The 13,412-nt window shown below is 54.4% G+C and carries 16 protein-coding genes and 1 tRNA gene; 8 read left to right on the top strand and 9 right to left on the bottom strand.

The features are described from left to right. Nucleotides 1-16: 16 nt before the first annotated feature. From purQ to purC, 3 genes are read right to left on the bottom strand one after another with little or no spacing between them, the layout of a single operon-like run. The gene (purQ, locus tag QZ197_RS03740; RefSeq protein WP_296430204.1) at nt 17-685 is read right to left on the bottom strand and encodes a phosphoribosylformylglycinamidine synthase subunit PurQ; all 669 of its coding nucleotides are present in this window, start codon (nt 683-685) and stop codon (nt 17-19) included. Then, a complete protein-coding gene (gene purS, locus QZ197_RS03735) occupies nt 685-915 on the bottom strand; it encodes a phosphoribosylformylglycinamidine synthase subunit PurS (protein WP_296430202.1) in 231 nt (76 codons plus the stop codon). Before purS ends, purQ begins: the two co-directional genes overlap by 1 nt. Before the next feature lie 37 nt (nt 916-952). Beyond that, complete coding sequence (gene purC, locus QZ197_RS03730) at nt 953-1,717, bottom strand: phosphoribosylaminoimidazolesuccinocarboxamide synthase (RefSeq protein WP_296430201.1); 765 nt, start codon at nt 1,715-1,717, stop codon at nt 953-955. A 135-nt stretch (nt 1,718-1,852) separates the two neighbouring features. On the opposite strand from purC, the gene QZ197_RS03725 reads away from it, so the two are divergent. Both QZ197_RS03725 and bmt read left to right on the top strand, forming a co-directional pair. Continuing rightward, nucleotides 1,853-2,167, top strand: a complete 315-nt coding sequence (locus tag QZ197_RS03725; protein ID WP_296430200.1) for a DUF1476 domain-containing protein — start codon at nt 1,853-1,855, stop codon at nt 2,165-2,167. Between the two features lie 156 nt (nt 2,168-2,323). After that, nucleotides 2,324-3,340, top strand: a complete 1,017-nt coding sequence (gene bmt / locus QZ197_RS03720; protein WP_296430198.1) for a betaine--homocysteine S-methyltransferase — start codon at nt 2,324-2,326, stop codon at nt 3,338-3,340. Nucleotides 3,341-3,588: 248 nt separating this feature from the next. Here bmt and QZ197_RS03715 read toward each other — a convergent pair whose 3' ends face one another. Further along, a complete protein-coding gene (locus QZ197_RS03715) occupies nt 3,589-4,671 on the bottom strand; it encodes a PA0069 family radical SAM protein (RefSeq protein WP_296430196.1) in 1,083 nt (360 codons plus the stop codon). A 133-nt stretch (nt 4,672-4,804) separates the two neighbouring features. Here QZ197_RS03715 and QZ197_RS03710 point away from each other — a divergent pair, with 133 nt between their 5' ends. The 3 genes from QZ197_RS03710 to QZ197_RS03700 are packed head-to-tail and all read left to right on the top strand — an operon-like array spanning nt 4,805 to nt 6,396. Next, nucleotides 4,805-5,512, top strand: coding sequence for a B12-binding domain-containing protein (locus tag QZ197_RS03710; protein WP_296430194.1), 708 nt, complete (start codon nt 4,805-4,807; stop codon nt 5,510-5,512). Nucleotides 5,513-5,563: 51 nt separating this feature from the next. Further along, on the top strand, nt 5,564-5,770 hold the full coding sequence (locus QZ197_RS03705; RefSeq protein WP_296430192.1) for a hypothetical protein: 207 nt from the start codon (nt 5,564-5,566) through the stop codon (nt 5,768-5,770). Continuing rightward, nucleotides 5,767-6,396, top strand: a complete 630-nt coding sequence (locus tag QZ197_RS03700; protein ID WP_296430190.1) for a DUF1638 domain-containing protein — start codon at nt 5,767-5,769, stop codon at nt 6,394-6,396. The genes QZ197_RS03705 and QZ197_RS03700 overlap by 4 nt, the downstream gene beginning before the upstream one ends. On the opposite strand, the gene QZ197_RS03695 is transcribed toward QZ197_RS03700, so the two are convergent. The 4 genes from QZ197_RS03695 to purM all read right to left on the bottom strand — a co-directional run bounded on the left by QZ197_RS03695 (nt 6,386) and on the right by purM (nt 9,729). Beyond that, nucleotides 6,386-6,796, bottom strand: a complete 411-nt coding sequence (locus tag QZ197_RS03695; protein ID WP_296430235.1) for a SufE family protein — start codon at nt 6,794-6,796, stop codon at nt 6,386-6,388. The two genes, QZ197_RS03700 and QZ197_RS03695, sit on opposite strands and share 11 nt — an antisense overlap. Before the next feature lie 60 nt (nt 6,797-6,856). Beyond that, entirely contained in the window at nt 6,857-8,014 is a 1,158-nt protein-coding gene (gene rnd, locus QZ197_RS03690) for a ribonuclease D (RefSeq protein ID WP_296430188.1), read from the bottom strand. Between the two features lie 78 nt (nt 8,015-8,092). Then, nucleotides 8,093-8,689: a phosphoribosylglycinamide formyltransferase gene (purN, locus tag QZ197_RS03685; protein WP_296430187.1), complete on the bottom strand. Its 597-nt coding sequence runs from the start codon at nt 8,687-8,689 to the stop codon at nt 8,093-8,095. Further along, complete coding sequence (gene purM / locus QZ197_RS03680; protein WP_296430185.1) at nt 8,686-9,729, bottom strand: phosphoribosylformylglycinamidine cyclo-ligase; 1,044 nt, start codon at nt 9,727-9,729, stop codon at nt 8,686-8,688. Before purM ends, purN begins: the two co-directional genes overlap by 4 nt. A 136-nt stretch (nt 9,730-9,865) precedes the next feature. On the opposite strand from purM, the gene QZ197_RS03675 reads away from it, so the two are divergent. The 3 genes from QZ197_RS03675 (at nt 9,866) to typA (ending at nt 13,220) form a co-directional block, all read left to right on the top strand. Next, nucleotides 9,866-9,942: transfer RNA gene (locus QZ197_RS03675), tRNA-Ile, on the top strand. Between the two features lie 92 nt (nt 9,943-10,034). Beyond that, entirely contained in the window at nt 10,035-11,243 is a 1,209-nt protein-coding gene (locus tag QZ197_RS03670; protein WP_296430183.1) for an NADP-dependent isocitrate dehydrogenase, read from the top strand. Nucleotides 11,244-11,402: 159 nt separating this feature from the next. Continuing rightward, entirely contained in the window at nt 11,403-13,220 is a 1,818-nt protein-coding gene (typA, locus tag QZ197_RS03665; RefSeq protein WP_296430181.1) for a translational GTPase TypA, read from the top strand. Here the strand turns inward: typA and QZ197_RS03660 are convergent. Next, nucleotides 13,217-13,412, bottom strand: a 196-nt coding sequence (locus QZ197_RS03660; RefSeq protein ID WP_296430180.1) for an MOSC domain-containing protein, incomplete at its 5' end; no start/stop codon positions are given. The two genes, typA and QZ197_RS03660, sit on opposite strands and share 4 nt — an antisense overlap.

The following is a 13,412-nucleotide window of genomic DNA, read 5'->3' as shown; positions in this document are numbered from 1 at the left end:
GCGGCAAGCAACCACGCTATGCAGTCGCAAATTGCGCCAAAAGCCCGCGGAAAAGCGCCTGCCCGTCGGTGCCACCATGCCCCGTATCCACTGCCCGCTCTGGATGGGGCATCATGCCTAGAACGCGGCGATTTTCGGACAGGACACCCGCAATATCTGCAACAGACCCGTTGAGGTTCTCACAATAGGTGAATGCGATCCTATTGGCATCGCGCAATTGCGACAGCGTGTCATCATCAACCGTGTAGTTGCCATCATGATGGGCCACGGGATAGGCAACAATATCGCCAGCGTTATACCCTTCAGTGAAAGCAGAATCGGATGTTTCTACTTTTAAATCAACAGCTTTACAGATGAACTTCAATCCGGAATTACGCATCAATGCGCCAGGCAAAAGCCCCGTTTCAGTCAAAACCTGAAAGCCATTGCAGACACCCAAAACATAGCCACCGCGGTTGGCATGCGCCACCACTGCATGGCAAATCGGGGACTGCGCAGCAATCGCGCCGCAGCGCAGGTAATCCCCAAAAGAAAACCCGCCGGGCACTGCAACAAGATCAACACCATCAGGCAAACTTGCGTCTTTGTGCCAAACCATCGTCACATCAGCGCCCGCAGCTTTCAAAGCGACAGCCATATCACGGTCGCAGTTTGATCCAGGAAAAACGACAACCGCAGCCCGCATTACAGAACCTCGACCTTGTAGCTTTCGATCACGGTGTTCGCGAGCAGCTTTTCGCACATCTGAGTGATTGTCGCCTCGGACGTCCCATCCGCCAAATCCAGCTCGATCACTTTGCCTTGGCGCACGCCAGACACACCTTCAAACCCAAGCGACCCAAGCGCGTGGCGCACGGCCTCGCCTTGTGGATCCAGAACACCATTCTTCAACATCACATGTACGCGGGCTTTCATAGGCTTTGTCCTTCAACTCTCGCTTTGTCTTAAATACTCAATTAATCAACGTAGGCTTGCCGCCTGTGTGGGTCACATTCGAAGGCATCACCCCAAGACGCTTTGCCACTTCGGTATAGGCGTCTGTCAGATTACCTAGATCGCGGCGGAACACGTCTTTATCAAGCTTGCGACCTGTTTCCTTGTCCCACAAACGACAGCTGTCGGGACTGATTTCATCAGCAAGCATCAGGCGTGGAAACTCATTATCCCAAACACGGCCAACTTCGATCTTGAAATCAATCAGTTTGATACCGACACCGTGCATCACACCTGACATCCAGTCATTGACGCGCAAAGCAAGGCTGACGATATCGTCCATCTCTTGCTGTGTGGCCCATCCGAAAGCGATGATATATTCCTCTGGGACCAGCGGATCGCCAAGGCTGTCGTCTTTGTACGAGAACTCGACAATTGGACGCGGCAAAGCTGTGCCCTCTTCCATGCCCATACGCTTGGCCATAGTGCCCGCGGCAAAGTTGCGCACGATAACCTCGAGTGGAATAATCTCGACCTGACGGATCAGCTGCTCGCGCATATTCAAACGTTTGATAAAATGCGTCGGGATGCCGATTTGGGCCAAACCCGTCATAAAGAACTCGGACAGGCGGTTATTCAACACGCCTTTTCCCTCGATCACCGCTTTTTTCTCCGCATTGAATGCGGTCGCATCGTCTTTAAAATACTGAACCAACGTCCCCGGCTCAGGACCTTCATAAAGTATCTTTGCTTTGCCTTCGTAGATCTTTTTTCGGCGTGCCATCGTAACCCCTTTGCGCTTGTGCGCAGCTCGCGCGGATTGCGTCTTATCCGCCTGATAGTGCATGCCCCCCTTGCAGGCAAGCGCCAGCAGGGGCATATCTATAGCAACCGCATTGCTAATCACGAGGCCAAAACCATGAGCACCTTTGACGACCGCGAAAACGCCTTCGAAAACAAATTCGCCCACGATGCAGAAATGCAATTCAAGGCAGACGCCCGCCGCAACAAACTGCTTGGCTTGTGGGCCGCCGAACTGATGGGCAAATCAGCCGAAGAAGCCGCCGAATATGCCAAAGAAGTCATTAAGTCCGATTTCGAAGAGGCAGGTCATGAAGACGTCTACCGCAAGGTGTCCGGCGATCTGGGCGACAAAGCAGATGAAGCAACAATCCGCACAAAAATGGCGGAACTCATGGCTGTAGCCAAAACGCAGTTGATGAACGAAGTCTAGACAACGATTCACCAATAAAGTTTCGATAAAGCCAGAACCGCGCCGCAATGGCGCGGTTTTGTTGTTTTATTCATAATGACTATGCAAGATTTGCATTTGCCCTCGGCTGCGCCCTATGCGACCGCAGACTTGGACCTAACTGGAGCATTCCGCCCGATGACCAACGCCCTTTCCAAACTGCTCGAAACCCGCGATTGGCTGATGGCGGACGGTGCGACCGGCACGAACCTGTTTAATATGGGGCTCATGTCCGGTGACGCGCCCGAAATGTGGAATGTCGAAGAAACTGCAAAAATCACAGCCCTCTACAAAGGTGCCGCCGACGCGGGCAGCGATATTTTCCTGACCAACAGCTTTGGCGGCAATGCATCGCGCTTGAAACTGCACAACGCCCAAGACCGCGTGCATGAACTGAACAAGGCCGCCGCTGAACTGGGGCGCGCAGTTGCGGATCAGTCGGGACGCACGATCGTCGTTGCCGGTTCGGTCGGCCCAACAGGTGAAATTATGTCCCCGATGGGCAGCCTAACGCACGAGATCGCAGTCGAGATGTTCCACGAACAAGCCGAAGGCCTCAAAGCGGGCGGCGTCGACGTTCTTTGGGTCGAAACAATCAGTGCGGTCGAAGAGTTGGCGGCAGCGGCCGAAGCCTTTGCGCTTGCTGACATGCCATGGTGCGGCACCATGAGCTTTGATACCGCGGGTCGAACCATGATGGGCATCACCTCGGCCGAGATGGTCAAACGTCTTGGAAAGCTGAGCTATCAACCGCTCGCATTTGGGGCCAATTGCGGGGTTGGCGCATCCGATTTGTTGCGTACCGTGCTTGGGTTTAGCGAAGCAGGTGCAACTTTGCCGATTATCGCAAAGGGGAATGCAGGCATTCCAAAATACCACGATGGCCATATCCACTATGACGGCACACCTGCGTTGATGGCTGATTACGCCGTTCTGGCCCGCGATTGTGGCGCCACCATCATCGGTGGTTGCTGTGGCACCACACCGGAACATCTTGTTGCGATGCGCGAGGCGCTTCAGACACGACCAAAAAGTGCTCCGCCTTCGCTCGACACCATCACAGACGCACTTGGTGGTTTTTCGTCTGCCTCTGATGGCACCGATGGTGCTGGACCTGTCGCGTCGCCGCGCCGCGGACGCCGGCGCAAGCCGTAAAGCCGTAAAGCCGTAGGGGGCGCTGCCCCCACCGCGTGCCGCGGCCCCCAGAGGTATTTGTGAACAAAAGAAGTTTACAATTTTTTTATGTTTATCCCTTACCGAAAAGATGCGGAACAGGCTGAGGAGCCGATGGCCGTAACAGGAGAAGCCCCGCCTGACCTAAGGGTTAGCGCGGGGTGACCTTTACATTCTTCTGTTCCTAAATACCTCCGCCGGAGGCTCCGACTGCGCCCCCATGTTTCTGGTTATAGTAGTGAAAGCTGATCCCCCGGTTGTGGCGGCTTTGCGAACAAATCGGTGCGCAGCGGCGGAAGTGATCGATCCAACCCCAGCTTTCCTGCGGCCAGCCTGAACCTTTGCTGCAAAATGTCGGCCCACGCGCCCTGTCCGACCATGCGCGTGCCGAAATTAGGGTCATAGTCTCGTCCCCCGTGTAATTCGCGCACGCGGCCCATCACCCGTGCAGCCCGATCAGGGAAGTGCGTTTCCAACCAATCCTGAAACAACGGGGATACTTCGCGCGGCAAACGCAAGACAATCGAAGACGCGGCAACGGCACCCGCAGCCTTTGCGGCCACCAAGATCGCTTCAAGTTCATGATCCGTCAGCGCAGGCACAACCGGTGACACCATCACACGCACAGGAATACCAGCGTCGGTCAACTGCCGTACAATGCGCAATCGTGCGGCAGGCGCAGGTACGCGCGGTTCCATTAACCGCGACAATTTGGGGTCCAGTGTCGTGATTGATATGCCGACACGCACGAGACCTTTTTCAGCCATCTGGGCCAGAATATCAATGTCACGGGCAATCAATGTCCCCTTGGTGACAATCCCGACCGGATGATTGAATGCGGACAGCACCTTGAGCACATCACGCATAATTTCGCGTTTCTTTTCAATTGGCTGATATGCATCCGTATTGGTCCCAATCGCGATGATCTTTGGCACATAGCGTCGATTGGAAAGCTCTTTTTCCAACTGCGCTGCTGCGTTAGGCTTAGCGATCAGTTTCGTTTCAAAATCCAATCCGGGCGACAGACCCAGGAATGCATGGCTTGGTCGTGCGTAGCAGTAAATGCAGCCGTGTTCACACCCGCGGTAAGGATTGATCGACCGGTCAAACGATAAATCGGGCGATGAATTGCGCGATATGACCGAACGCGCGACCTCGTCGGTGACTTCTGTCCGCAACACGGGCAATTCTTCTTCATGCTCCCACCCGTCATCAACGGCCTCAACATGAAAACGGTCAAACCGCAAATCGGGGTTCAAGCCTGCCGCACGTCCAATCGCGCGATGAGATTTCTGCGGAGGTAGATCATCCATAATGATTATTAGAACATTTCATGAACGCAGGCAATGACAGGTCGGTGATGTTCGTGCGAATGTCGGAAATCGGCTGGTAGAAACGCGCAAATGGGCGCACTAATAAAATAACATAAAATGCAAAGGGTTGGCCATGTCCGACGAACAAGATGACATCATCCTATCGGAACTGAACGACGAAGACCTCGTCGCGCAAATGTTCGATGACCTATACGACGGCATGAAGGAAGAAATCGAGGAAGGTGTAAACATCCTTCTATCGCGCGAATGGACGCCATACCGCATCCTGACCGAAGCTTTGGTGGGCGGCATGACGATCGTTGGCCATGACTTCCGCGACGGTATCTTGTTCGTTCCAGAGGTTCTGCTGGCGGCTAACGCAATGAAGGGTGGCATGTTCATCCTTAAACCACTGCTTGCCGAAACCGGTGCGCCGCGCGTTGGTAAGATGGTCATTGGCACCGTCAAAGGGGACATCCATGACATTGGAAAGAACCTTGTTTCGATGATGATGGAAGGTGCAGGCTTTGAAGTGGTCGACCTTGGCATCAACAACGCAGTTGAGGCATACCTTGAAGCGCTGGAAACAGAGCAGCCGGACATCCTTGGCATGTCAGCCCTGCTGACGACTACAATGCCTTATATGAAAGTCGTGATCGACACGATGATCGAAAAGGGCATGCGCGATGACTATGTCGTGTTGGTCGGTGGTGCGCCGTTGAACGAAGAGTTCGGCAAAGCAATTGGCGCAGATGCTTATTGCCGCGATGCGGCTGTGGCTGTTGAAACCGCCAAGACCTTTATGGCCCGCAAGCACAACCAAGGTGCCGCAGCCGTTTGATCTTAACATCGCGGCATGGTGCACCTATCTGTTGATGAACAGGAGGACATCATGCCGTTTCACTACCTTATGAAAATCATTGCCGTTGTTTTTACCCTTGCTGCGGTGACCGTTAGCGGCGCGCTTACGTTCACGGATGTGTTGGACGTTTCACCAACAATGGGGCTGGCCGGGCTTAGCTTGGCTGCACTTTGTATTTCATTCGCGTGGCGCGTTTACGCCGATCGCAAATCAAAAAACGATGCCGAAACAAAATGACCGCTGATGCGACCCTGACTGCTATCGGACTGCCCCCTGCAGGCGCCGGATCAGTCTTGTTGATCGCTTGTGGTGCCTTGGCCCGCGAGATTATTGCGATCAAGACTGCCAACGGTCTAGATCACCTCGACTTGCAATGCTTGCCTGCGATCTATCATAATCATCCCGACAAGATCGTACCTGCAATTCGCGAAGCCGTTGAGAAATATCGCGAAACCTATGCCCAAATTTTCGTGGTTTATGCCGATTGTGGGACCGGTGGGCAGCTACAATCAGCCTGTGCAGAGATGGGCATTGGAATGGTCGCCGGCCCACATTGCTATTCATTCTTTGAAGGAAATGACACTTTCGCCGACCGCGATGAGTTTACCGCGTTTTACCTGACTGATTTTCTAGTACGTCAGTTCAATGCATTTGTCTGGGAGCCGTTGGGCTTAGACCGTCACCCAGACCTACGCGATATGTATTTCGGCAACTATGAAAAACTGGTTTATCAAGCACAAACCAATGATCCGGCATTGACTGAAAAGGCCAAAGACTGTGCTACAAAACTTGGTTTACCGTTCGAACGGCGCTTTACTGGATACGGTGATTTGACGCCTGCCCTGACAGCAATCAAGCGTTAGCAGCAGCCGTTTGCTGAATACGCTCGACCATCGCCCGCAGCCCGTTCGAGCGTTGCGCAGACAAATGGTCGTTCAGACCCAACCGTTCAAGTTCGGCAATCGCGTTGATTTTCACGACTTCTGCCACAGGCTGTTCGTTATAAAGCGCCAAAAGCACTGCAATCAGCCCGCGAACGATCATCGCATCACTTTCACCGCGAAACGTGAAAACGCCATCGTCAATTTTTGGCACAAGCCAAACCTGACTGGCGCAGCCGTCAACCTTGGTCGCAGGCACGCGCAAGGCATCCTCGAGAGGGTCCATCGCTTTGCCCATTTCGATCACATGGCGATAGCGGTCTTCCCAATCGTCCAGGAATTCAAAGGTTTCAACGAGCTCTTCAAAATCAGGGTTCGCCATTGTCGTCTCTCTATTGTTGGCCTGCACCTTAGGTAGGGCGGCACCCTTCATAGGTCCAGTTCAAAGCGCGACAGTGACGACCTTCTGGCCTTTAACAGCCAAGCCTACACGGCCTTCACAAAGTTCTAGCGCTTCTTTGCCGAACACTTCAGCGCGCCACCCCTTAAGGGCAGGCACATCACGTTCGCCGGCCGCAAGTGCGTCCAGATCTGACGCGGATGCAATCAGTTTTGGCGCGACATCGGCACTGTCTGTTTTAGCCTTAAGAAGTACACGCAACATATCAGCCAACGCAGGGTTCACCTGCAATTTGGCGCGCGCATTGTCGACCTGCGGCATATCCTCTGACTTGGTCGCAATCCCGGCTTTGACTGAGGCGATGATCCCTGCTGCGATGTCGCCTTTGCGGGCCTCGCGAAGCAGCAACCGCGAGCGGCCTAGATCTTGTTCGGACTGCGGTTTCGTTGATGCGATTTCAACCAATGCATCGTCTTTATAAACACGGGTGCGCGGGATGTTGCGGTCTTGCGCATAAGCCTCGCGAAAGCGGGCCAATTCGCGCACGATTGCCAAGAACTTGCCCGATTGGGTGCGTGTTTTGACGCGCTTCCATGCATTGTCGGGATCAGCTTGATAGGTGGCTGGATCGTTCAATACGGCCATTTCTTCGGACACCCATTTTGTCCGGCCCGACTTTGCCAAGCGATCCGACAGGTATTCGTAAATGTCGCGCAGATGCGTCACATCACCCACCGCATAAGTCGCTTGGGCCTCTGTTAAAGGACGGCGTGACCAATCAGTGAACCGCGAGGACTTATCCAGATCGGCCTTCGCAATCTTGCGCACTAAAGTCTCGTATCCGGCCTGTTCGCCAAAACCGCAAACCATTGCTGCGACTTGGGTGTCGAATAAAGGTGCCGGAATAATGCCCGCGTCCACATAGAAAATCTCGAGGTCTTGGCGGGCGGCATGGAACACTTTGACGCAACCGGCATCTTGGAAAAGATCGTACAGCGGGGCCAATGACAGACCGCTTGCCAATGGATCAACAAGCACGGCGTCATCGCCCGCGTCATCCTGATAGGCCAATTGCACCAAACATAGCTTTGAATAATACGTCCGTTCGCGCAGAAATTCGGTATCGACAGTCACATAGGGGCGTTTTGCGGCCTCAAGACAGAATGTGGCCAATTCTTCGGTCGTCGTAATAGTCTTCATGGGTTTTCCGTCGATCTTGAATGCGCATCGTGCGTCTGGATGTTGATAAGCGATAGATTGCCCGATGGAAAGGTACCGCTATCCTTGCAGATCAATCCGGCTGCGATCACCGGCTGCAAAGCGGCGCAACACGGCTGGGTAAAGCGAATGTTCTAAAGGCAGCAGGCGCGCGGCAAGTGTGTCCGCGGTGTCATCAGGGCGAACGCTTAGCCGCGCTTGTCCAAGGATGGGGCCATCGTCCAAAGCGGCTGTCACCTCGTGCACGGAACAGCCGTGTTCGGGGTCACCCGCCTCTAGCGCACGGGCATGGGTGTGCAGGCCTTTATACTTGGGCAGCAACGAAGGGTGGATATTCAGCATCCGCCCTTCCCATTTTTCCGTAAAGTCTGGAGTCAGAATCCGCATGAAACCTGCAAGGCAAATGATGTCGGGATCAGCAGCCTCTAACGCGCTCTGCAAAGCAGCCTCAAATGCTGCGCGGTCCTTGCCAAACGGTTTGTGGTCAATGCAGGCGGTTGGAACACCAAGCGCTTGCGCCTTTGCCAGCCCACCTGCGTTCGGATCATTCGACACAACCAAAACAGCACGCGCCGGATGGTCATCCTGCATCGAATTGACCAACGAAACCATGTTCGAGCCACCACCCGAAATCAGGATGGCGACGCGTTTTGTCACAGTAGCGAACCGCTATAGCGCACGCCTTCGCCGTTCGTGACAGTGCCTAGTTGATGCACAGTCTCGCCAGCTTCGACTAACAGTGCGGTCAGTGCAGCGGCCTCTTTCGCGTCAACGGCCAACACCATGCCAACGCCTGCGTTAAACGTTTTCAACAGCTCTGCCTCGGCCATGCCGCCTGTTTCGGCCAGCCAGCGAAACACTGGCGGCAAATCCCATGCATTCAGATCAATCTGCGCGCCCAAACCTTCGGGCAGAACGCGGGGCAAGTTTTCGGTCAAACCACCACCGGTGATATGGGCCAGCGCATGCACGCCACCTGCCCGCACAGCGGCCAACGCTTGTTTTACATAAAGACGCGTCGGCGCCAAAAGCGCCTCGCCCAAAGGCGCATCTGCGAAAGGTGCAGCGTCATCCCAAGACAGGCCAGAGATTTCAACAACGCGGCGCACCAACGAATAGCCGTTGGAATGCACACCGTCTGATGCCAAGCCAAGCAAAACGTCACCCGCCACAACGCCGGCAGGCAAATCCGTGCCACGTTCCATCGCGCCAACAGCAAAGCCCGCAAGATCGAAATCGCCATCATGGTACATGCCCGGCATTTCAGCCGTTTCACCACCGATCAGGGCGCAACCGGATGCTTCGCAGCCGGCGGCAATACCTTCGATGATGCGCGTCGCTTGATCCAGCTCCAGCTTTCCGGTGGCAAAGTAATCAAGGAAAAACAAAGGCTCTGCACCCTGACAAACCAGATCGTTGACGCACATGGCCACCAGATCGATCCCGATCGTGTCAACATTACCCGTATCAATCGCGATGCGCAGCTTGGTGCCAACACCGTCAGTCGCGGCAACCAGCACTGGATCAGTATATCCCGCACCTTTAAGATCAAACAGTGCGCCAAACCCGCCAAGGCCCGCCATCACACCGGGGCGTGCTGTGCGCTTGGCTGCAGGTTTGATCCGGTCCACCAGCGTATTGCCAGCATCAATATCGACGCCAGCATCGGCGTATGTCAGGCCAGTCTTTGTGGTCATCTTGGCAGCTCCTGTCGGTTTTCGCGTCGTTAGCGCATCTCTGCTATAAAAGAAACAGGGCGTCACGCAAATTCATCACCGCATTCGCAAACCTGCTTGACGGCCCTGCCCTGTCTGCTAGTCCAAATACCCAAGGGGGCCTGTAGCTCAATTGGTTAGAGCAGAGCGCTCATAACGCTTTGGTTGGGGGTTCGAGTCCCTCCGGGCCTACCATTTCCCTTTCTGTCATGCGCTGCGACATGCATGCTTTGCGATGCCTTTCATTTGCGCTATTGCACCACCAACAACCAAATGCGGAGCAAAAAATGTCCAAGATCAAAGTAGCAAACCCAATCGTCGAACTGGACGGGGATGAAATGACGCGGATCATCTGGCATTTCATCAAAGACAAGTTGATCCTGCCTTATCTGGACGTTGACCTGCTTTATTATGATCTGGCGATGGAAGTCCGTGACGAAACGAACGACCAAATCACCATTGATGCCGCCGAAAAGATCAAAGAAATCGGTGTTGGTGTAAAATGTGCGACGATTACGCCTGATGAAGACCGTGTTGAAGAATTCGGGCTGAAAGAAATGTGGCGCTCGCCCAATGGCACGATCCGCAACATTCTGGGTGGGGTTGTGTTCCGCGCTCCTATTATCTGCAAAAACGTCCCACGCCTTGTGCCGGGTTGGACTGATCCGATTGTGATTGGGCGTCATGCGTTTGGGGACCAATATAAAGCGACCGATTTCTTGATGCCCGGTCCGGGTAAACTGACGATGAAATTCGTCGGCGAAGACGGTGCTGTGATTGAACGCGAAGTGTTCGACAGCCCCGGCGCGGGTGTCGCGATGGGTATGTATAATCTTGACGCGTCGATCATCGATTTTGCGCGTGCGTCATTCAACTATGGCTTGAACCTTGGTTGGCCGGTGTATCTGTCTACGAAAAACACAATCCTCAAAGCATATGACGGACGCTTCAAAGACCTTTTCCAAGAAATCTTTGATGCAGAATTCAAAGAGAAATTTGACGCAGCAGGCATCGAATACCAGCACCGCCTGATCGACGACATGGTCGCATCCGCAATGAAGTGGTCCGGCAAATTCGTCTGGGCCTGCAAAAACTACGACGGCGACGTTCAATCAGATACGGTGGCACAGGGCTTCGGTTCCCTTGGCCTGATGACATCGCAACTGATGACACCCGACGGCAAAATCGTCGAGGCAGAGGCGGCACATGGCACCGTCACCCGCCACTACCGCCAGCATCAAGCGGGGCAAGCGACGTCAACCAACTCGATCGCTTCGATTTTTGCATGGACAGGCGGGCTTAAGCACCGCGCAAAACTGGATGAGAACGCGGAGTTGATGAAGTTCGCTGATACATTGGAAAAAGTGATCGTCGACACAGTGGAAAGCGGGTACATGACCAAGGATCTCGCGCTATTGGTCGGACCGGATCAGGGCTGGCTGACCACGATGGGCTTTTTGGAAAAGATCGACGAGAACTTGAACAAAGCAATGTAAATTGCGTTAGGTTATGCGTTCCCGGGTCATCCTTTGATGAAGGCTGACCCGCCGCAGCGACACTATCGCAAGGTAGTTTCGCAAGCCTTTGCGATAAGGGCTAGCATTTGCTGCGCATGCACGGTATCCGCGCGTCAACTTACCCAAAAGGCTGAACCCATGGATATCCGCAATATCGCGATTATCGCGCACGTTGACCACGGCAAGACGACACTTGTTGACGAACTACTGAAACAATCCGGTGTCTACCGCGACAACGAAACCACGACCGAACGCGCGATGGACAGCAATGACATCGAACGCGAGCGCGGGATCACGATCCTTGCCAAATGTACCTCTGTCGAGTGGAAAGGCACACGGATCAACATCGTTGACACCCCCGGCCACGCTGACTTTGGCGGCGAAGTTGAACGTATCTTGTCCATGGTTGATGGCGTTGTATTGTTGGTTGATGCAGCTGAAGGTGCGATGCCACAAACGAAATTCGTAACCTCCAAGGCACTGGCACTGGGCCTGCGCCCAATCGTTGTTGTGAACAAAGTCGACAAAGCAGACGGCGAACCTGACCGCGCGGTTGACGAGGTGTTCGACCTCTTCGCAGCACTGGAAGCCAATGACGAGCAACTGGATTTCCCGACGATGTTCGCTTCTGGCCGCTCTGGCTGGTGTGACGAAACACTCGAAGGGTCCCGCGAGAACCTTGACGCGCTGTTCGACAAAATCATCGTGCACGTACCTGCCCCAGCACAGATCGCTCACAAAAAAGAGCCATTCCGCATGTTGGCGACGACGCTTTCTGCGGACCCGTTCATTGGCCGCATTCTGACGGGCCGCGTTGAATCTGGTTCGCTCAAAGCTGGCGAAACAGTTCAAGCTTTGGCGCGCGACGGCAAAAAGATCGAACAGTTCCGCGTCTCAAAAGTTCTGGCGTTCCGCGGCCTGTCCCAAACCGCAATCGATGTGGCCGAAGCTGGCGATATCGTCACGCTCGCTGGTATGACCAAGGCAACCGTTGCGGACACGATCTGTGATTTATCCGTCACCGAGGCGATCCCGGCTCAACCGATTGACCCGCCAACAATCACGGTAACTTTTGGCATCAATGACAGCCCATTGGCTGGCAAGGACGGCAAAAAAGTGCAGTCCCGTGTTATCCGCGACCGCTTGATGAAAGAGGCCGAAGTTAACGTTGCGATCAAGATTGCCGACACACCAGGCGGCGACGCATTCGAGGTTTCCGGACGCGGCGAACTGCAGATGGGCGTTTTGATCGAAAACATGCGCCGCGAAGGCTTCGAGCTTTCAATCTCTCGTCCACAGGTGATCTACAGAGACATTGACGGCGTCCGTAACGAGCCGATCGAAGAAGTCACAATCGACGTGGATGACGAATACACAGGTTCCGTCGTTGAAAAGATCACTGGCCCGCGCAAAGGCGAGCTGATGGAGATGAAGCCCGCTGGCGCTGGCAAGACACGGATTATTGCACTTGTCCCATCGCGCGGCCTGATCGGCTATCATGGCGAATTCCTGACCGACACACGCGGTACAGGCGTTTTGAACCGCCTGTTCCACGGCTGGGCACCTTACAAGGGTAAAATCCAGGGCCGTCGTCAAGGTGTTCTGATTTCGATGGAAAACGGCACTTCCGTGGCGTTCGCGCTGTGGAAACTGGAAGACCGCGGTAAGTTCTTTATCGGTGTTCAGGAAGCTGTCTATCAGGGCATGATTATCGGCGAACACAGCCGTGAAAACGATCTGGAAGTGAACCCTTTGAAGGGCAAGCAGCTGACCAACGTACGCGCGTCTGGTACTGACGAAGCGGTTCGTTTGACCACACCGATCACCATGTCGTTAGAGCAGGCGATTGCCTATATCGACGATGACGAACTGGTCGAGGTCACGCCAAACGCTATCCGTTTGCGCAAGCGTTTCCTTGACCCACACGAGCGTAAGCGTCAGTCGCGCGCTGGTTAAACCTCATTCGGGTCGCGCTGCATTGGCGCGACCTGATCCCCGACCGCGATGCGCCCCTGTTGGGCGACGCTCGCATACCAACCCCCGTGACCTCGCATGGCGTTGTACCCACCCGTACCCAAGATTTTTTCCATCCGTGAACATGGTGGGCAAGGACCGTGGATTTCCAGCACGACATCACCGATGCGCAAA

Origin of the sequence: Yoonia sp. (assembly GCF_017854415.1) — a bacterium.
GTDB lineage: Bacteria > Pseudomonadota > Alphaproteobacteria > Rhodobacterales > Rhodobacteraceae > Yoonia.
The sequence above is the reverse complement of the archived record's forward strand: the minus strand, read 5'-3'. Positions and strand labels throughout refer to the sequence as shown.

Coding starts and splice junctions, on each gene's coding strand:
- purQ (WP_296430204.1), bottom strand. CDS start 685: ATGCGGGCTGCGGTTGTCGTTTTTCCTGGATCAAACTGCGACCGTGAT.
- purS (WP_296430202.1), bottom strand. CDS start 915: ATGAAAGCCCGCGTACATGTGATGTTGAAGAATGGTGTTCTGGATCCA.
- purC (WP_296430201.1), bottom strand. CDS start 1,717: ATGGCACGCCGAAAAAAGATCTACGAAGGCAAAGCAAAGATACTTTAT.
- QZ197_RS03725 (WP_296430200.1), top strand. CDS start 1,853: ATGAGCACCTTTGACGACCGCGAAAACGCCTTCGAAAACAAATTCGCC.
- bmt (WP_296430198.1), top strand. CDS start 2,324: ATGACCAACGCCCTTTCCAAACTGCTCGAAACCCGCGATTGGCTGATG.
- QZ197_RS03715 (WP_296430196.1), bottom strand. CDS start 4,671: ATGGATGATCTACCTCCGCAGAAATCTCATCGCGCGATTGGACGTGCG.
- QZ197_RS03710 (WP_296430194.1), top strand. CDS start 4,805: ATGTCCGACGAACAAGATGACATCATCCTATCGGAACTGAACGACGAA.
- QZ197_RS03705 (WP_296430192.1), top strand. CDS start 5,564: ATGCCGTTTCACTACCTTATGAAAATCATTGCCGTTGTTTTTACCCTT.
- QZ197_RS03700 (WP_296430190.1), top strand. CDS start 5,767: ATGACCGCTGATGCGACCCTGACTGCTATCGGACTGCCCCCTGCAGGC.
- QZ197_RS03695 (WP_296430235.1), bottom strand. CDS start 6,796: ATGGCGAACCCTGATTTTGAAGAGCTCGTTGAAACCTTTGAATTCCTG.
- rnd (WP_296430188.1), bottom strand. CDS start 8,014: ATGAAGACTATTACGACGACCGAAGAATTGGCCACATTCTGTCTTGAG.
- purM (WP_296430185.1), bottom strand. CDS start 9,729: ATGACCACAAAGACTGGCCTGACATACGCCGATGCTGGCGTCGATATT.
- QZ197_RS03670 (WP_296430183.1), top strand. CDS start 10,035: ATGTCCAAGATCAAAGTAGCAAACCCAATCGTCGAACTGGACGGGGAT.
- typA (WP_296430181.1), top strand. CDS start 11,403: ATGGATATCCGCAATATCGCGATTATCGCGCACGTTGACCACGGCAAG.